18 protein-coding genes are annotated in these 18,010 nt (G+C 66.7%); 9 read left to right on the top strand and 9 right to left on the bottom strand.

Translation table 11 applies throughout. The annotated features are described in order from the left end of the window. Positions 1-25 precede the first annotated feature (25 nt). Positions 26-1,606 carry an alkaline phosphatase D family protein gene (locus tag B5520_RS04390; protein ID WP_079595803.1) on the bottom strand — a complete coding sequence of 527 codons (1,581 nt, stop codon included), beginning with the start codon at positions 1,604-1,606 and terminating at the stop codon, positions 26-28. 99 nt (positions 1,607-1,705) lie between these two features. Further along, entirely contained in the window at positions 1,706-2,998 is a 1,293-nt protein-coding gene (locus tag B5520_RS04385; RefSeq protein ID WP_079595802.1) for a GAF domain-containing protein, read from the bottom strand. A gap of 149 nt (positions 2,999-3,147) precedes the next feature. Between B5520_RS04385 and B5520_RS04380 the strand changes: the two genes are divergently transcribed. From B5520_RS04380 to B5520_RS04370, 3 genes are read left to right on the top strand one after another with little or no spacing between them, the layout of a single operon-like run. Continuing rightward, on the top strand, positions 3,148-4,947 hold the full coding sequence (locus B5520_RS04380; protein WP_079595801.1) for an NAD(P)/FAD-dependent oxidoreductase: 1,800 nt from the start codon (positions 3,148-3,150) through the stop codon (positions 4,945-4,947). Positions 4,948-4,962: 15 nt separating this feature from the next. Continuing rightward, entirely contained in the window at positions 4,963-6,018 is a 1,056-nt protein-coding gene (locus B5520_RS04375) for a 2,3-butanediol dehydrogenase (protein WP_079595800.1), read from the top strand. Positions 6,019-6,054: 36 nt separating this feature from the next. Beyond that, positions 6,055-6,750 carry an aspartate/glutamate racemase family protein gene (locus B5520_RS04370; RefSeq protein WP_079595799.1) on the top strand — a complete coding sequence of 232 codons (696 nt, stop codon included), beginning with the start codon at positions 6,055-6,057 and terminating at the stop codon, positions 6,748-6,750. A gap of 95 nt (positions 6,751-6,845) precedes the next feature. On the opposite strand, the gene B5520_RS04365 is transcribed toward B5520_RS04370, so the two are convergent. The 4 genes from B5520_RS04365 to B5520_RS04350 all read right to left on the bottom strand — a co-directional run bounded on the left by B5520_RS04365 (position 6,846) and on the right by B5520_RS04350 (position 9,339). Further along, complete coding sequence (locus B5520_RS04365) at positions 6,846-7,244, bottom strand: TfoX/Sxy family protein (protein WP_079595798.1); 399 nt, start codon at positions 7,242-7,244, stop codon at positions 6,846-6,848. An 89-nt stretch (positions 7,245-7,333) separates the two neighbouring features. After that, entirely contained in the window at positions 7,334-7,603 is a 270-nt protein-coding gene (locus tag B5520_RS04360; protein WP_139386200.1) for a hypothetical protein, read from the bottom strand. 8 nt (positions 7,604-7,611) lie between these two features. Continuing rightward, positions 7,612-8,697: a C2 family cysteine protease gene (locus B5520_RS04355; protein ID WP_079595796.1), complete on the bottom strand. Its 1,086-nt coding sequence runs from the start codon at positions 8,695-8,697 to the stop codon at positions 7,612-7,614. 84 nt (positions 8,698-8,781) lie between these two features. After that, positions 8,782-9,339 carry a hypothetical protein gene (locus tag B5520_RS04350; protein WP_104443420.1) on the bottom strand — a complete coding sequence of 186 codons (558 nt, stop codon included), beginning with the start codon at positions 9,337-9,339 and terminating at the stop codon, positions 8,782-8,784. A 301-nt stretch (positions 9,340-9,640) separates the two neighbouring features. On the opposite strand from B5520_RS04350, the gene B5520_RS04345 reads away from it, so the two are divergent. After that, on the top strand, positions 9,641-9,844 hold the full coding sequence (locus B5520_RS04345) for a cold-shock protein (protein ID WP_009372930.1): 204 nt from the start codon (positions 9,641-9,643) through the stop codon (positions 9,842-9,844). A gap of 196 nt (positions 9,845-10,040) precedes the next feature. On the opposite strand, the gene B5520_RS04340 is transcribed toward B5520_RS04345, so the two are convergent. Beyond that, positions 10,041-10,775, bottom strand: coding sequence for a FadR/GntR family transcriptional regulator (locus B5520_RS04340; RefSeq protein ID WP_079595795.1), 735 nt, complete (start codon positions 10,773-10,775; stop codon positions 10,041-10,043). Positions 10,776-10,966: 191 nt separating this feature from the next. Between B5520_RS04340 and B5520_RS04335 the strand changes: the two genes are divergently transcribed. The 3 genes from B5520_RS04335 (at position 10,967) to B5520_RS04325 (ending at position 13,944) form a co-directional block, all read left to right on the top strand. Beyond that, entirely contained in the window at positions 10,967-11,512 is a 546-nt protein-coding gene (locus tag B5520_RS04335) for a gluconokinase (protein WP_079595902.1), read from the top strand. 46 nt (positions 11,513-11,558) lie between these two features. After that, on the top strand, positions 11,559-12,962 hold the full coding sequence (locus B5520_RS04330) for a GntP family permease (protein ID WP_079595794.1): 1,404 nt from the start codon (positions 11,559-11,561) through the stop codon (positions 12,960-12,962). Between the two features lie 157 nt (positions 12,963-13,119). Further along, positions 13,120-13,944, top strand: a complete 825-nt coding sequence (locus B5520_RS04325; protein ID WP_079595793.1) for an SDR family NAD(P)-dependent oxidoreductase — start codon at positions 13,120-13,122, stop codon at positions 13,942-13,944. Positions 13,945-13,953: 9 nt separating this feature from the next. Here the strand turns inward: B5520_RS04325 and B5520_RS23215 are convergent, their stop codons facing one another. Further along, the gene (locus B5520_RS23215) at positions 13,954-14,457 is read right to left on the bottom strand and encodes a hypothetical protein (protein WP_368483715.1); all 504 of its coding nucleotides are present in this window, start codon (positions 14,455-14,457) and stop codon (positions 13,954-13,956) included. Between the two features lie 408 nt (positions 14,458-14,865). Continuing rightward, the gene (locus B5520_RS04315) at positions 14,866-16,281 is read right to left on the bottom strand and encodes an aminotransferase-like domain-containing protein (RefSeq protein WP_079595792.1); all 1,416 of its coding nucleotides are present in this window, start codon (positions 16,279-16,281) and stop codon (positions 14,866-14,868) included. On the opposite strand from B5520_RS04315, the gene B5520_RS04310 reads away from it, so the two are divergent. Next, complete coding sequence (locus tag B5520_RS04310; protein WP_079595791.1) at positions 16,280-17,215, top strand: DMT family transporter; 936 nt, start codon at positions 16,280-16,282, stop codon at positions 17,213-17,215. The two genes, B5520_RS04315 and B5520_RS04310, sit on opposite strands and share 2 nt — an antisense overlap. Positions 17,216-17,232: 17 nt before the next feature. Then, positions 17,233-17,853: an FMN-binding negative transcriptional regulator gene (locus B5520_RS04305; protein ID WP_079595790.1), complete on the top strand. Its 621-nt coding sequence runs from the start codon at positions 17,233-17,235 to the stop codon at positions 17,851-17,853. Positions 17,854-18,010 lie beyond the last annotated feature (157 nt).

The raw sequence follows: 18,010 nt of genomic DNA, 5'->3' as shown, positions 1-18,010 counted from the left end.
GCCCCACAGCCTTCCGGTCGCGCCGCTACTGCAGTCCGGGCACCCCGTCCTGGATCCTGAACGAGGCCTTCGTGGAAACCGGAGCGCCCGGCGTCGTGACGTACTCCAGGGTCCGGAAGTCAGCCGTCATCGCGTCCTTGGTGATCTTCGTGTTCACGTAGCCGCGGTTGTCGTTGTAGAACTTCAGGTGCGGGTTCCACGCCATCACCGGGTCCGTCGTGGAACCGGTGCCGTTGCCCGTGGAGGTGATGGAGGTGCACACCAGCTCCGAGCCGACCACCGGGGAGGCGGGATCCTTGTAGTCCACCTTGAGGTCGTTGGCCCAGTTGCGGTGCACGTCGCCGGTGAGGACGACGGCGTTGCGCACCTTGGCGTCCAGCCAGCCCTGGGTGATGCGGCGGCGGGAGGCGGCGTAGCCGTCCCAGCCGTCCATCGAGACGTCGTCGATCTCGAGGGCCTGGGCGCGGTCACGCTCGGCGAAGAACACCTGCTGGCCCAGGATGTCCCAGCGCTGCGTGGAGTTCCTGAACCCGTCCAGCAGCCACTTCTCCTGTTCGGCGCCGGTGATGGTGCGGTCCTCGGCCAGCCGTTCGGCCACGTTCTTCTTCCAGCCGTCCCCGGCCAGCTGGTCGTCACGGTACTGCCGGGTATCCATCATGTGGAAGTTGGCCAGCTGGCCCCACTGGATGGTGCGGTAGATCTTCATGTCGAACCCGGCCGGCACGGACGAGGCGCGCAGCGGCATGTTCTCGTAGTACGCCTGGAACGCGGCGGAGCGGCGCTGCCGGAACCGCTCGGTGGTGTCGTTCAGCTGCCCGGCGTCGGTGTTCTCGGGGACCTCGTCCGCCCAGTTGTTGTCCACCTCGTGGTCATCCCAGACCACCAGCCATGGTGCGATCGCGTGCGCGGCCTGCAGGTCGGCGTCGGACTTGTACTGCGCGTGCCGCTGCCGGTAGCCCTGCAGGGTGCTGGTCTCGGGGCCCTGGTGGTCGCGCGGGTTGCCGCCGCCGATCACGTAGCTGTCCTTTTTGTACTCGTACAGGTAGTCGCCCAGGTGCAGCACCAGGTCCGGGTGGTCCTCGGCCAGGCGGGTGTAGGCGGTGAAGTAGCCGTGCTCGTACTGCGAGCAGCTGGCGAAGGCCATGGCCAGCGCGGCGGGCGTCTCGTGCAGTGCCGGGCTGGTGAGGGTGCGGCCCACGGCGCTGACGTGGCGGCCGGTGCGGAACCGGTAGAAGTACTCGCGGCCGGGCTTGAGGCCGCGGAGCTCCACGTGGACGGAGTGGGCGGTTTCGATCCGGGCGTGCTCGACGCCGCGGGCTACTACGGTGCGCATGCCGGCGTCCTCCGCCACTTCCCAAGCCACCGCGACGTTGCGGGAGGGCATGCCGCCCAGGCCGTCGTCAGCCAGCGGGTCCAGTGCCAGCCGGGTCCAGATCACGAAGCCGTCCGGCCACGGCTCGCCGGAGGCGATGCCGAGCAGGAAGGGATCGGTGCGGAGTCCGGCGTCGTCGGCTGTTGAAACAGCGACGGCGGCACTTGGCAGGGCGGCGACGAGGCCGGCCCCGAGGCCGGCGGAGATGAGGGATCTGCGTGAGATGTTGTCCATGGCTCCGACCGTAGGAAGGCCGGTTGGACAGGGCCTGAGGAGGATATGAATGAACGGTTAACGGCGTGACAAGGGCTGTTGATGTGCGCTTCTGGGGGCTTAGCCACCGCAGGAGGCCAGGAACGCCAGGTACCGCGGATCGCCGCGTCCCACCAGTTGTCCGAGCGCCTCAACAGCGGCAAAATCGCTCGCACCCATGTCAGTGGACAGCCAGCGGACCAGGAGCCCGGCGTCACCGCTGGACCGCACGGCCGACCCCACCGCGAGATCCAGCTGGTCGCGGAGCAGCTGCACCGACAGAACACCGGAGCGGCTGAGCAGGGGAGCGCGGTAGGCCTGCAGCGCGTCGGAGACCCGCCCTTCACGCAGCAGCCGAAGCACCCGCCCCGAGTCCGAGCTGCCGGCCAGGCCGGCAGCCAGCCGGTAGGGATTCGACTCCACGGCCTCACCCAGCAGGGAGCGGACCCGGAACATCTCCGTGCGGATCGCCACCGGCGTGCCCGCGTCGCCGTGAAGCTCGTAGGCAAGTTCCTCCGCGCTCCAGCCCTGGTGCCGGGAATCAAGCAACGCCAGGATCTCCGCGCGGCGCAGCGTCAGCGGCACGCGGCTGCCGTCCCGGAAAACGGCGGCAGGCCGGTCGCCCAGCAGCTCCAGCGACTCGACGGCGGCGGCTGGCCGCCCGGATTGCCGGCGCGGGGACTGCCGGGACGCGCGGACCGGAGAAGGGGCACCTGCCGGCTTCCCGCCGTCGGGCGCCACCAGCAGCGACTCGGCAACCCGGACCGCGCACCGCACCATCCGCAGCGTGTCCGCGGTGAGGGTGTCCAGCGGCCCGGAAACGTCAAGCACGCCGAGCAGCCGGCCGGTGGCCGGGTCCGTGATGGGCGCCGCCGTGCAGGCCCACTCATGGTGGGTCCGGACCAGGTGCTCGGCGGAGAACAACTGCACGGGCCGCCCGGTCACCAGGGCCTCGCTGATCGCGTTAGTGCCGATGCCCGCTTCCGACCAGTCCGCCCCTTCGAAGAACTCGAGCCGGTCCGCCCGCCGCAGCACCGCCGGGCTGCCAACACGCCACAGGATCTCGCCGCTGGCATCGGTCAGCACCAGCAGATGCCTGCCGGAACTCGAGGAATCCGCCAGTAGCTCGTCGAGGGCCGGCATGACCTGCTGCAGCCGGTGCTCCCGGCGGAGCTCAAGCACTTCGGCTGCGTCATGCAGGTGCCGCGGACTGTGCTGGTCCGGGCTGATGCCCAGGGCCATGGAACGGCGCCACGAATCGGCCAGGACGTCCGGGATTTCCGGGCGCGGGACGCCGGAGATCACCAGCTCGTGGGCACGGCGCAGCGCACGTGCATACTTTGCCGGATCCGAAAACCTCAGGCCGTAGTCCACAGCTTCCTCCTGCCAGCGCCGTTGCCTGCAGTGTGTAACGCGGTTGAAACCCCCGCGGAGTTCCAATGGTGATGCAGCTCACGCCCGGTCCAGCATATCGCAGGGGATTCCACGGGCGGAGCTACACGGACCAACACAAAGGAGTGGACATGACCGAAACACCCACGGCAGCCGCGCAGGCCTGGCTGGCGGGTTTGGACGCCGCGCTGCAGCGGCGCGACGTGGACGCCGCGCTGGAGCTCTTCGATGACGAATGCTTCTGGCGGGACTTCGTGGCGTTCACCTGGAACCTCAAAACGCTGGAAGGCAAGGCGGACATCCGGCGGATGCTCGAGGCCACGCTGGACCATGTGCAGCCTTCTGGTTGGGCCCTGTCTGAGGACGCAACCGGCAGCGACGGCGCTAACGGCACTGTGGAAGCCTGGATCACGTTCGAAACCGGTGCTGCCCGCGGCTACGGCCACCTCCGAATCCGGAACGGCAAATGCTGGACCCTGCTCACCACCATGCAGGAGCTGAAAGGCTTCGAAGAGAAAAAGGGGCCGCGCCGCGACCAGGGTGTGGCGCACGAAATCATCAAAGGCCGCCGTTCCTGGCTTGAGCTCAAGGAGGAACGGGAAGCCCGGCTCGGCTACGACGAACAGCCGTACTGCGTGATTGTGGGCGGCGGGCAGGGCGGCATCGGCCTCGCCGCGAGGCTGCGGCGCCTCGGCGTCCCCACCCTGGTCATCGAGAAAAACGAGAAGCCGGGCGACTCCTGGCGCAACCGCTACAAGTCCCTGCACCTGCACGACCCCGTCTGGTACGACCACCTGCCCTACCTGAAGTTCCCCGACGACTGGCCGGTGTTCGCCGCCAAGGACAAGATCGGCGACTGGCTGGAGCACTACACCCGGATCATGGAGCTGAACTACTGGGGCGGCACTGAGTGCGTGGGCGCAGAGTACGACGACGGCACGCAGGAATGGGTGGTCAACGTCCTCCGCAACGGGGAGCCTGTGACGCTGCGGCCCAAGCAGCTGGTCTTCGCCCTGGGCGTGTCCGGCTACCCGAACATCCCAGCCTTCGACGGCGCGCAGTCCTTCCTGGGGGAGCAGCGGCATTCCTCGCAGCACCCGGGCGGTGGGGACTGGACCGGCAAGAAGGCCGTGGTGATCGGGTCCAACAATTCCGCGCACGATATCTGTGCCGACCTGTGGGAGCACGGTGCCGACGTCACCATGGTGCAGCGGTCCTCCACCCACATCGCCCGGAGCGAGTCACTGATGGACCTGGCACTCGGCGACCTGTATTCGGAGAAGGCGCTGGCTGCCGGAGTGACCACGGAGAAGGCAGACCTGCTGTTTGCGTCGCTGCCCATGCGGATCCTGCCCGAGGCGCAAGTGCCCGTGTACCAGGCGATGGCCGAACGGGACGCCGAGTTCTACTCCCAGCTGGAAGCCGCCGGGTTCGACCTGGACTTCGGGGTGGACGGGTCCGGATTGTTCGTGAAGTACCTGCGGCGCGGCTCCGGCTACTACATCGACGTCGGCGCCTCGCAGCTGATCATCGATGGACGGGTGAAGCTGAAGTCCGGGCAGGTCTCCAAGATCACCGGCAACGCCGTGGTCATGGACGACGGCACCGAGCTCGAAGCCGACCTGATCGTCTACGCCACCGGCTACGGCTCCATGAACGGCTGGCTGGCGGACCTTGTCTCTCCCGAGGTGGCGGACCGGGTGGGCAAGTGCTGGGGCTACGGCTCGGATACTCCCAGGGACCCGGGCCCCTGGGAAGGCGAGCTGCGCAACATGTGGAAGCCCACCAACGTGCCCAACCTCTGGATCCATGGCGGCAACCTGCACCAGAGCCGGCACTACTCCTCTTACCTGGCTCTGCAGCTCAAGGCGCGGATGGAAGGACTGGACACCCCGGTCTACGAACTGCAGCCCAGCCACCACACCCGCTGAAAGGAAGAGCGCATCATGAAGGCAGCCCGTTTCCACGGCCGTGAGGACGTCCGGATCGAGGACATTCCGGAACCGGAACTCCGCGCCGGGGCGGTGAAGATCGACGTCGCGTGGTGCGGCATTTGCGGTAGCGACCTCCACGAATACCTGGAGGGGCCCATTTTCGTCCCCGCCCCGGGACACCCGCACCCGCTCTCCCACGAGGACGCGCCGGTAACCATGGGGCACGAATTTTCGGGGACCGTGTCTGAAGTCGGCGAAGGTGTGGAGGGGCTCGCGGTGGGGGACAACGTCGTCGTCGAGCCTTATTTCGTGGATGACGAATGCGACATGTGCCAGGCGGGAAGCTACCACCTGTGCCGGCAAATGGGGTTCATCGGCCTCTCCGGCGGCGGCGGGGGCCTGAGCGAGAAGATTGTGGTGGACAAGAGGTGGGTGCATCCCATCGGCGACATTCCCCTCGACGAGGCAGCCCTGATCGAGCCGCTGTCCGTGGCGCACCATGCGGTGGAGCGCAGCGGCGTGAAGGCGGGTGATGTTGCTTTGGTGGGCGGGTCCGGGCCGATCGGGCTGCTGACCGCGGCAGTGCTGAAGGGCATGGGCGTGACCACGATCGTCAGCGAGTTGTCCCAGGCCCGGAAGGAGAAGGCCACGTCCAGCGGGGTGGCGGACCATGTGCTGGACCCCAGTCGCGAGGACGTTCCGGCGCGGGTGCTCGAGCTGACCGGCGGCACCGGGGCCGACGTCGCGTTCGAATGCGCCGGCGTCAACGCTGTTCTGGACACCATGCTCGACGCCACGCGGCCCGGGGGAGTGGTGGTCAACGTGGCCATCTGGGGCGCGCCGGCCACCGTGGACATGCAGAAGCTGGTCCTCAAGGAGATCGACCTGCGCGGCACCATCGCCTACGTCCGGGACCACCCCGCCGTGATCAGGATGGTGCAGGAAGGCAAGGTGGACCTCAAGCCGTTCATCACGGGCCGGATTGCGCTGGAGAACCTGGTGGAGCAGGGCTTCGACACCCTCATCAACCACAAGGACACGGCGGTGAAGGTGCTGGTGCACCCGTAGCGGGCGCCAAACCGGGCCCTGCTACAGTCGGGCTCCATGACCGAACTACGCTCCGATGCTGCCGGCACGGTTGGCTTCCTCCACACGGCGGACGTTCATGTGGTGACGTTCGAAGGCCTGGCCCGGGAACACCTGCCCAGCGCCGCCACGGTCCACCGCGTGGATCCCGACGCTTTGGAGCTCGCGCGGCGGGAGGGGACGGCGGGGAGCGTTAGGGCTGTCGTCGCCGCCCATCTCGAGGAACTCCGCGCGGCTGGCTGCGCGGTGGTCCTGTGCACCTGCTCCACGCTCGGCGAGGTGGCGGAGGAACTGTCGGGCGACGGGATGACGGTGATCCGTATTGATCGGCCGATGCTTCGCGGGGCCGTGGGTCTGGGCCCACGGGTCGGTGTCCTTGCGGCGCTGACGAGCACCGTCGAGCCAACAACCCGCGTCCTCGCCGAGGAAGCCGCAGACGAAGGATCGGATATCTCCGTTGACGTCAGTATCGTCGAGGGTGCGTGGGACGCCTTCCTGGCCGGCGATGCGGACGTTTACCACTCGCGCATCGCCCGGGCGGCGCGTGCGCTCGCAGGCCGCTGCGACGTCGTCGTTCTCGCTCAGGCAAGCATGGAACCCGCTGCCGCCCTGGTCACCGGACTCACGGTCCCTGTCCTCACAAGCCCGCGCTCCGCCGTCGAAGCGGTCGCGGCCGCAATGCCGACAGGGACCGAAACGCCCGACTTACGTTAGTCCCGGCGCGGCGGGCACTCAGCTCGGCAGGGTCAGTCGGGGGTTCGACAGGCTCAACCACCGGGGCTCGGCTGGCTCAACCGCCGAAGCTGGACTCAACCACCGGAGCTCGTCTTGGCGGCTTTGGCCTTTGGTGCCTTCGGCTCCTTGGGCGGGAGGGTGGCAATGTATTCATAGGCCTTGGTGACCCATGCCTTTGCCCGGGCGTCGTCGCCGTCGCCCTCTTCATTCCACATCTCAGGCAGGCCGGAGTAGCCGGCCATGGGACGCTCGGCAGGGCCGAACGGCAGGGTCCTCTCGGAGGACTCCAGCAGCACCCGGTCCTCCTCGGACAGCTTGACGCCCACGGTGGATCCGAAGAGGCCGGCGAACATGTTGCCGTTGACGAACGCGCCCAGGTTGCCGAACATCGGCTTCACCACCACGTCCGGATGGCCGGGGACAATCGAGCGGAAGCGTTCTTTGTCGGCGTCGGACGCCTTGGGCATCTCCATGGTTCTTCTCCCGTCAGCTGGGCAGTCTGGTTTGCAGGATATGCCCGCACCGCCGCCGGGGTACAGGGGCATGGGCCTCCTGCCGCAGGTCAGGCTGACACGACGGCGTCGTACGCCAGGACTGCCGACGCTGCGGTGCCGGCCCCGGCAGGGCTGATCGAATCAAAACGCAGGGTCCCGGCGCCGGGCAGGGCCACGGACTGGCCTTCGCGGAACGCCTGCTTGCGTTCCTGCTCCGCGGTCCGGATCCAGACCTGGATGGCCGGGGCGCCGTCGGCCACGCCGATCTTCACGATCCCCACCAGGACATCGCCGAACCTGGGCTGCATGCCCTGTTTCACTGTGACGAGCTGTTCCACGGCCATCCTTACTTCGTGTCCACGGAGTACACGGAGTCGAAGTTTTCCTTGTACTCATCCTCGGTCAGTTCCAACGTCCCGGACTTGTGGTCCTCGTCGCCGCCCATGTAGCCGCCGGAGGGGCCCCACGGGTTGGCCAGGACGATGACCTTCTCGCCGTCGTCGTTGGTTTTCACGTCGACCACGACGTAGGCGTGGTTGGGGACAACGTCGGTCCGGTTGACCTCATCGGACTCCCAGGCCCAGTCGAAGTCGTCATCCTTGGTGTCCTCGGTCCCCACGGACACGGCCTGGCCATCACCAAGCCTGTCCTCAATCTCATCCAGGTCCAGCTCGCCGTCCCTGTCCGCGGACCTTCCAATCATGAGCTCCATTGCCTCGTGACTGAAACCGCCGTCGATGTCGTCATAGGAACCGCCCCGGTGCTCCGCTGCTGCGCGTTCGTAAATGGACAGCCAGTTCGGCTGCCCGTCCGCACCCCGGACGCCGCCCTCGGTGGATTTGGCCTCGACGGTGACCTCCACGGGCTCGCCGTCCTCGTACAGGGTCACCACCCAGTGCGTGGGCGGATCTCCGACAGGCTTCAGGTGTTCGGCGAGGAACTCATCAAGTTTGCCTTCCCGCTCCAGCATCTGGGCAACCGAGCCGATTCCTGCCAGGAGCCAGCAGTCGCCGATCTGGCCCTGCTGGATATCTTCAGGGTCGCCGGCGTCAGGGTCTTCACGGACATCGCCGGGGACATTCACATCCGGGCGGTCCGGATCCAGCGGCCCCGGATCTCCGGGCGGGTTCGAGTCCGGTGTTCCCGAGGTGCCGGATCCCGTTGCCCCGGTACTCGCTTGGTCCTGCTGGTCCGCGTTCCTGTTCAGGTCCTCCGCCTGGCTCTGGAGATCCGCGGCAACGCGCTTCAACAGCGGCCGGTGCTCCGATTCCCAGGCGGCCTGGAAGGCGGTGGCATCACGGCCTTCCCATCGAGTCCGGGCCAGGAGTTGGCCCAGTTCCATGGACAACGCCGTCATCTTCTCGGAATGCTGCGACATTGTTTTGGCCAGTGCCCGCAGCTGTTCAGTATCGGCGCCGTAGAATCCAGGCATCCGTGAGTCCCCCTTTGATGAGCTTCAAGCCACAGTCATGCTATTCGTGCAGCGGTGCATGCCGCGATGGGGAGAACTTCCCCGTCAGCCCGCGGGAATTTCGTTTGGATCGCAGGCCGGGGAGTCCACCGGGACGCTGATCCGAAGGTAGGCAGGGCTCTTGGATTCAATGGTCAGGGTGGCGCCGGCCGCATCGGTGCTGCGGGCCACCACCCAGCCGCCGGCTACCGTGTCTGTTCCGTCGAAAGCGGGAAAGCCGTGCTGCGCCAGAACGGGGTCGCCCGCGGAGAAGATGTCGGCGAACTGGTTCGACGGCTGCACAACGTCCACGTTGCTTTTCATGGTTTGCGGGTACAGCATGCACCGGCCGTCTTTCACCCGGGCCAGAGTGGCGGGTTCGTCCACGGTCCAGCTGATATCCGGCATCTTCTCTTCCAGGGCGGCCACCATCCCCGCGCGCACCGCGTCATATTTAGGGAAGCTTTCGGCCACGGGAGCGGCGGACGCGGTGACAGGAGGGGCGCTGCTTGGCTCCGTTGCGGGCCCCTCCGGCGCGGTGCAGCCAGCCATGGCAGCCATCCCCAGCACCAGGAGGGTCGCCGGAAAGTGCTGCCACAGCCGGTTCATTCGGCGGTTCATCATGCCCCCAATTCTGATGACGGGCCTCCTGAACGGCCCACAGGAATGCTTTCACAGCTGCCGCGGATATGGCGATGGGGACAACAACCCTGATGACCGGGAGGGCGCCCTGTGACGCAGTTGGCTCGACGCCGGCGGAATCTCCTGTAGTGTGGTTCCTGTTGTTGTGTTTATGCAGTTGGTAGTTCAGGCAGTACGCGCGGTCGAAAGTCCGCGTTCTTCTGAAGTAGCGGTTTTTGAACACCCCACGCCGGAGGGCCCGAAAGTCGGGATTTTCCCTCCACCTTCACGAAGGACAAAAATAATGGCTACTGGTACCGTCAAATGGTTTAACGCTGAAAAGGGCTTCGGCTTCATTTCCCCCGATGACTCCTCACAGGACGTTTTCGCACACTACTCTGCGATCAACTCCAACGGTTTCCGCTCCCTCGAAGAGAACCAGAAGGTTTCCTTCGACACCGAGCAGGGCCCCAAGGGTCCCCAGGCAACCAACATCCAGGCTCTCTAATTTCCTAGAGTTCCGGGACCGTTAGGTTTCTTCAAGCAGGGTCTGCCTCCGGGCAGGCCCTGCTTTTGTTAACCCGGGTGTGCCGAAGGCAAATGGTATCAGCGGCCCCAAACCGCACAAGCGGCGCTGGGCAGCACCGTTCATGCGGTTCAGCGCCGTTCGTGGTTTCAACAGGCTCAGCCACAGTTCAGCCGGGCTAACCCAGCCCCATGGCGTTCCGGACCTCGTCCAGGATGTGGTGCATGGCCCGTTCGGCCACCACCGTATCGCCGCGGGCCACTGCCGCAGCCACATCCTCATGCGCCTGCAGTGCTTCGTTCCGCGGCTTGAACGGCATCAGCCCCTGCTGGGTGCGGCTGGTGAGCACCTCGGCCACCATGCCCTCCAGCGCCCGGAACATCTCGTTGCCGCAGCTCCGGAGCAGTAGCTGGTGGAACTCGATGTCCGCCGCCAGGAAGGCCTGAAGATCACCGGCCTCGCCCAGCCGTCGGAGCTCTGCTCCCAGGGCCACCAGTTGTGCGCGTTCGGCGGCGCTGGCCCTACGCGCCGCCCCGGCCGCGGCGATGGGTTCGACGGCGATGCGCAGCTCCGTCAGGCTGCTGTACTGGATCTCGCGCCGGTCCGACGCCAGGCGCCAGCGCACCAGCTTGGGATCGAAGACGTTCCATTGCTCGGGCTCCTGCACCACGATGCCCACCCGCCGGCGCGAATAGACCAGGTTCATCGATTCCAGGACCTTCATGGTGTCCCGTGCCACGGTGCGGGAAATTCCGTACTCCTGCTGCAGCCCCTCGAGGGTCAGCCTGCTTCCTGGCGGGAGGCTTCCGGACGCGACGGCGATGCCAACCGCCTCCAGAATGCGTTCATGCATCGCGGGGGAGGCCCCGCCGTCGTACGCGTTGTCCGCGTCCCCTGCTGTCGCCGTCGACATTGTTTTCGCCGCCTCTCTCCGCGCCGCAGCGCCCTTATAGGATAGCGAAAATTAGAAAAGGTATGACTTGTGACACCGAAAGATAGTATCTTTGGTGTCGAAAGGTGATACCTTATGGCGTAGCCCACTTCACCACGGGCACGCAGCGAGCTTCTTCGAAAGCCAAAGACGTCTTCTCCGGAGGTATGAACATGCAGTATCCACCCACGCATCTTGTGGTCATGGGCGTTGCCGGGTCCGGCAAATCCACCCTGGCGGCGGCCCTGTCCAAGCAGCTGGGCTGGACCTGCGCCGAGGCTGACGAATTCCACCCGGATAGCAACATCGCCAAGATGTCCCAAGGCATTCCCCTGCAGGATGAGGACCGCTGGCCCTGGCTCCGGGAAATCCGCGACTGGATGACCGCCCAGGCCCAGGCCGGCTGCAGTACCGTTCTCACCTGCTCCGCGCTCAAGAAGAGCTACCGCCAGCTCCTGTCCGAAGCCGAAGGCCGTGTCCTCTTCCTCCACCTCGACGGCGGCGCTGACCTGATCAGCCAGCGCATGCAGGGCCGCGAAGGCCACTTCATGCCGCCCACGCTGCTGCCCAGCCAGCTGGCCACGCTCGAAGCGCTCAGCCAGGAAGAGCTCGACGCCGGCAGCCTCCGCCTGGACATCTCGCGCTCACCGGAGGAGCTGGTCGCCGCCGTCGTGGAGGCTTTGAAGCTTCCCACCGGCCAGGCCCCCTGCACCCCCTAAACCTCCCTCAATTCCCCCACCAACAGTTCTGTTTCAAAGGAGAACCATGACCATCGAAGGATGGACCCAGACGCTGGGAGCAGGCCCCCTGCTGCTCATCGCCGCAGCCGCGATCGTCGTCCTGCTGTTCCTCATCATCAAGCTGCGCGTGCACGCCCTGCTCGCCCTGATCCTGGTCAGCCTGGCCACCGCCTTCGCCACCGGCATCCCCGCCAACCAGGTGGTCCCGGTGCTGATCAACGGCTTCGGTACCACTCTCGGCACCGTGGCACTCCTGGTGGGCCTGGGCGCGATGCTCGGCCGGATCGTGGAAACCAGCGGCGGCGCCAAGGTGCTGGCCGACTACCTCATCGGCGTCTTCGGTGAAAAGCGCGCCCCGTTCGCGCTGGGCCTCGCTTCGCTGATCTTCGGCTTCCCCATCTTCTTCGACGCCGGTTTGGTGGTTATGCTGCCCGTCGTCTTCGCCGTCGCCCACCGCCTGGGCGGGGGAGTGCTCCGCTACGGCCTGCCCGCTGCCGGCGCGTTCTCCGTGATGCACATCTTCCTGCCGCCGCACCCGGGCCCGGTCTCCGCTTCCGCATTCTTCGAAGCCAACGTCGGCCTGGTCATGATCGCCGGCCTCCTCGTGGCCATCCCCACCTGGTACGTCACCGCCTACCTCTACGGCCTCTACACCGGCAAGAAGCTGGTCCTGCCCGTGCCCGAAATCCTGGGCCACGCCACCGCAGAAGCCGAAGCCCACCCGCCGCGTTTCCGCACTATCGTTGGCCTGCTGCTCCTGCCGCTGGTCCTGATCTTCCTCAACACCGGTCTGAACACCCTGGCCTCCTCCGGCGTGCTGGCGGAAGGCACCAAGGACCAGCAGTGGTTCCAGGTCCTGCGCACCATCGGTGAGACCCCGGTGGCCCTGCTGATCGCCGTGCTGGTGGCCATGTTCGTCCTGGGTGCCAAGCGCGGCAAGGACGCCGGAGCACTGGAGAAGCTGCTCGAGTCCTCGCTGGGCCCGGTCTGCTCCGTCATCCTGATCACCGGCGCCGGCGGCATGTTCGGTGGTGTGCTCCGCACCTCCGGTATCGGCGCGGCCCTGGCCGACGTTCTGGGCAACCTGGGCATCCCGCTCATCCTGGCCGGCTTCCTGGTCTCCTCCATCCTCCGGATCGCCCAGGGTTCTGCAACCGTGGCACTGACCACCACCGCCGGCCTGATCGCCCCGGCTGTCGCTGCAGCCGGGCTGAACGGAATGCAGGTTGCCGCCATGGTCATCGCCGTTGCAGCCGGTTCCGTGGTGGTCTCCCACGTCAACGACTCCGGCTTCTGGCTGGTGGGCCGCTTCTTCGGCATGGACGTCAAGACCACGCTGAAGACCTGGACCGTGATGGAAACGCTGATCGGCGTGATGGGCTTCGCCATCGCCGCAGTGATCTTCCTGGTGGCCGGGGTCGCAGGCTAGCTTCCCTTCCCCCAACCAGGTAGCGCCAAGTGCCGTTTTGCCCCCCCCCAAAACGGCACTTGGCGCTACTTGCATGTGGGGCGGGGAACGCCGGCCGGCCCGGCGTCGTTGTGCCAGAGTCACCCCTAGCGGGATTGAACCGACCAAAGGACACCCCTTGACCCAACGCACCATCGTGATCACCGGCGCCAGCGACGGCATCGGCGCAGCAGCCGCGCGGACGCTGAGCGAGGCGGGGGAGCAGGTGGTCGTCGTTGGCCGTTCCGACGAGAAGACCCGCGCCGTTGCCAAGGACATCAACGCGGACTACTTCGTGGCCGACTTCGCCGAACTGGACCAGGTCCGCACCCTCGCCGCGCAGCTGACGTCCGACTATCCGCGCATCGATGTCCTCGCCAACAACGCCGGCGGCATCATGGGCAAGCGCCGACTCACGGTGGACGGCAACGAGTCCACGTTCCAGATCAACCACCTGGCGCCGTTCCTGCTCACCACGCTGCTGATGGACACCCTCACCGCCAGCAACGCCAAGGTCATCAACACCGCCAGCGGCGCCAACGGCATCGGCAAGCTGGACCTGTTCGACCTCAACTCCGAGCACAGCTACTCCACCAACCGCGCCTACGGCACGGGCAAGCTGGCCAACATCCTCTTCACGTCCGAGCTGCACCGCCGCTTCAGCGAGCAGGGAATTACGACGGCGGCCTTCCACCCGGGCGTGGTCCGCACCAACTTCGCGGCAGAGTCCACGAGCCCGTTCCGGTACGCGTACAAGACGCTGCTGAACCGCTTTATGCTGACCCCGGACCAGGGCGCCGACACCATGCTCTGGCTGATCAACGGCACCCCCGGCACCGACTGGATCTCCGGCGCCTACTACGCCAAACGCGCCCTGGCCAAGGCCAACCCGCAGGCCTACGACGCCGAGCTGGCCCGCGGCCTGTGGGAGAAGAGCGAAGAGCTGGTCACGCCTGCTGCCTAAATGCAGCTGTCACTCGCAGCCAATGCCGTCGTTGTCCTTGCCGTCCAGCTCATAGATATCGTCGCCGATAACGCGCACGGGTCCCTGAACGTAGGCGGGTCCGTTGCCGCTTCCGCCGGCGCAGTCCACATCGGAAGCGATAGGAACGCAGCCTGAGTAGTTCGGATCACATCCTGAAGGAGCGGGTGGAGCCGCGGGAGCAATGTATTGCGGCGCTGGCGGTGCTGCCTTCACAGCGGCTTCTTGGGCAGCCTTGGCTTCTGCTGCCCTGGCTGCTTCAGTAGCGGCGGCATCTGCAGCTGCTTTCTCAGCGGCAGCCTTTTCTGCTGCAGCCCTCTCTTCCTCTGCCCTGGCTGCTTCGGCAGCGGCGGCATCTGCGGCTGCTTTCTCCGCCGCGGCCTTATCGGCGGCTGCCTTTTCTGCGGCCTCCGTCTCCGCTGCTGCCTTTGCTGCAGCGGCCTCCGCAAGCTTGGCCGTAAAGCGCTCTGACTCGGAGGCTTCAAGCCAGATCAACGCTCCCGCTGCGTCGGCGGTGCAAACAAATGTGAGCCCGGCTAGTTCTTCTTGACTCTGAGGCGAAGCGCAAGCAGTCCCAGCTATAGGTGTGGGAGTGGGCGTCGCAGTTGCCGCGTTGGTAGTGGTTTCTTCTCGGACAGCCCTGCTCGTGTTTGGAGGGTTGCTGCATGAGGTCAGCAGGACGGCGGCGGCGGTCACGGCCGCAAACACGGCGCTTCTTGGCCATCTCCGCTGGGTGATCGGCTTAGGTGATGATCCTGCCTCCCAGGAATGGAGCTGCCGGTATTTATCGTGACTCGTATCCATTGGTGCCCCACGTATTGCCGCAATGCTGCGACTGCATGGCGAGCGTAGCACCGGTCTCTCTGTGGAGGAAGAGTCAAACTTTTGCAAACTTCCCAAAGGCTAGCGGCTGCCGTTCCGAGCTAAAGCCTCCCCGATAATCCGTGCACCTTCGGGGTACGCGCCGGGGTTGGGGCCGGAGTAGTTGAGCCGGACGAACGGGCCGGCGGGCTCGGCCGGGAACCATTCGGTGCCCGCGGCAATCATCACGCCGGCGTCCTCACAGTCCCGCGTCAGCCGCGGCAGGTCCGTCCCGTCCGGCATCCGCAGCCACAGGTTCAGCCCGCCCTTCGGCAACAGCTCAATATGCGCCTGCGGGACGTGCTCCCGCACACTGGTGACCAACAGATCCCGCCGCGACTGCAGCTGCTGCCGCAGGCTTCGCAGGTGCGTCTGCCACCCGGGCTGCGTCACCACGTCCAGCGCGGCGGCCTGTAGCAGCCCGCTCACATACATCGACTCCGCTGCCCGGTGGGCAAGGATGCGCTCGCGGGCGGGACCGCGCGCTATCACCGCCGCGACGCGGATGGCCGTGGAGACGCTCTTCGTCAGGGAACGGACGTAGATGACATGCCCGGAGTCGTCCCGTGTGGCCACCGGCACCGGGTTGGAGGTGATCCCAAAATCATGCGCCCAGTCGTCCTCCACCAGGAACGCCCCGTGCCGGCGGACCACCTCCAGGACCTCCTCGCCCCGCCCGGGCGCCCACTGGGCTCCCGTGGGATTGGCATAGTTGGGCTGCGCGTAAAAAGCCCGGGCGCCGGTTTCCTCAAAGGCGCGGTCCAAAGCCACAGGATCAGGACCATCAGGGCCGCTGGGCACCGGAACGACCCTGACTCCCGTCTGCGCTGCCGCCAGAATCGCACCCCAGTATGTGGGCGACTCCATCAGCAGCGGCTGGCCCGTACCCACCAGAGCCCGGAAAATCGAGCTGAGCCCACTCTGGCTTCCTGGCAGCACAATCACATCGCTCGGCGTCGGGGGAGAGACCCCGGCCGGCGTGGCGGACCCCAGCTCCTGCGCAAACCACTGCTGCAGCTCCGGCATGCCGGCCGCCGGCGGCCGCGACAGGGCAGCATCACCCCGGGCTGCGCGGGTCAGGGCCGCCCGGACAAGGCGCTCCGGCAACAGTTCCCGGTCCGGGTAGCCGGAGTGGAACGGCATGACGCTGTTGGGAACGTCCCGCATGGTGCCGGACTGGGAGGGAAGGGCCGACGGCGGTGCGCCCAGTGCCGCAGTCTGCCAGCCGTAATCGGCCGGCCGCGCAGTCCGGACGGCCCGCACGAACGTCCCAACTCCAGGCCGGCTCTCGACCAGTCCCTGAGCCGTCAACGTCTGCAGCGCCTTCTGCACCGTCACGGGGCTCGCCTGGTACTCGGCCACCAATGACCGCGTGGACGGCAGCTTCGCCCCAGGGGCAGCTGCAGAAATCCACTTCCTTAGTGCCAGAACGATGCGGGAACTGCTATCGTTGTTCATGAGAGAACATAGTAGCGCTACTGTTGCCGAACGGCCAGTGATACTGCCAAGCACCCCGACCGGGATCTGGTGGGGGCTCCTGGGCGTGGTGGCCTTTTCATTCACGGTACCCTTCACCCGTGTGGCGGTAGCCGGCCTGTCTCCGCTGTTCATCGGCTCCGGCCGGGCCGTCATCGCGGCGACCCTCGCCGCCGCAGCCCTCCTGCTGGCCAAGCAGCGACTCCCCTCCGCCCGCACCTGGGCGAGGCTGTCCCTCGTGGCCGGTGGCGTCGTCGTCGGCTTTCCGCTACTCACTTCGTATGCCCTCACCGCTGTTCCCGCCGGGCATGGCGCCGTGGTCATCGCCCTCCTGCCCGCCGCGACGGCGACGGCCGCTGTGCTCCGCACCCGTGAACGTCCGCCCGCAGCCTTCTGGGCAGTCATGGTGCTTGGCTCACTGGCCGCCATCAGCTTCGCTTTCCTGCAGTCCGGCGGGTTCGGGCATCTGCACTGGGCCGACCTGTTGCTGCTGGGTGCTGTCATTTGCGCCGCCGTCGGGTACGCCGAGGGCGGCCTGCTGGCGAGGGAAGTCGGGTCGTGGCAGACCATTGCCTGGGCGCTCGTCCTCGCCCTGCCGCTGATGCTGGTCCTCGCCGTTATCTCGTTTGCAGCCCAGCCGCCGTCAGCCACTCCGGCCGAATGGGCCGCCTTCGCCTACCTCGCCGTGGTCAGCATGTTCCTCGGCTTCTTCGCCTGGTACCGCGGACTCGCCATCGGACCCATCGCGCAGGTCAGCCAGATCCAGCTCCTCCAGCCCGTGCTCAGCATCTGCTGGGCCGCGCTCCTGCTGGGCGAGGCGCTGACCTGGACCACGATCATCGGCGGCCTGGCCGTGATCGCGTGCGCCGGCGCCGCGGTCCGTGTCCGGCTCAGCCGGCCCGCCCCCATCGCGTAACCCGAAAGGACCACACCATGTACATTCCCGCCCACTTCGCAGCAGACGCCGACGCCGTCCGCCATCTCCTCACAAGTCCCGGCGCCGCCAACCTGGTCACCATGACGGACCAGGGCCTGCTGGCCACCCTGCTCCCCTTCGTCTACGAGCCCACAGTGGGGGAGCGTGGGGCACTGCACGCCCACGCCGCACGGAACAACCCACAGTTTTCCGCCCTGCCCCACCGTGAAGCGCTCGCCATCATCGAGGGTCCGGACGCCTACATCTCGCCGTCCTGGTACCCTTCCAAAGCCGAGCACGGGCGCGTGGTGCCCACCTGGAACTACTCAACCGCGCACGTCTACGGCGAATTGATCATCCATGACGACGCCGACTGGCTGGGACGGCACGTCCGCCGCCTGACGGGGATGCACGAGGGCGGCCGGGAGCAGCCCTGGGCCGTTGACGACGCCCCCGAGCGGTTCATCACCGGGCAACTGCGCGCCATTGTGGGCGTCGAGCTGCTGATCACACGGATCGAGGCCAAGGAAAAGCTCAGCCAGAACCGCTCCGCCGCGGACGCCGCAGGGGTGGTCCAGGGACTTCGGGCCAGCGGGCAGGAAGCCAGCGCCGCTGCCGTGGAGCGCGTTCGCGGCTGAGCTGCCGGGAGGGACGCACGACGGCGTCGCCCGCCTCCACCCGATGGGCAGGTGGCGCCGTCGTACTTCAGCATGTGTGGGTCACCGAACGTCATAGCGTGCAACATAAGCATGCCTTTATGTCTTTAGTGACTGAAAATTCGGCAGGCATGCTACT

This window comes from Arthrobacter sp. P2b (assembly GCF_900168295.1).
Lineage (GTDB): Bacteria > Actinomycetota > Actinomycetes > Actinomycetales > Micrococcaceae > Arthrobacter.
This window is presented reverse-complemented; position numbering and strand designations above follow the sequence as displayed.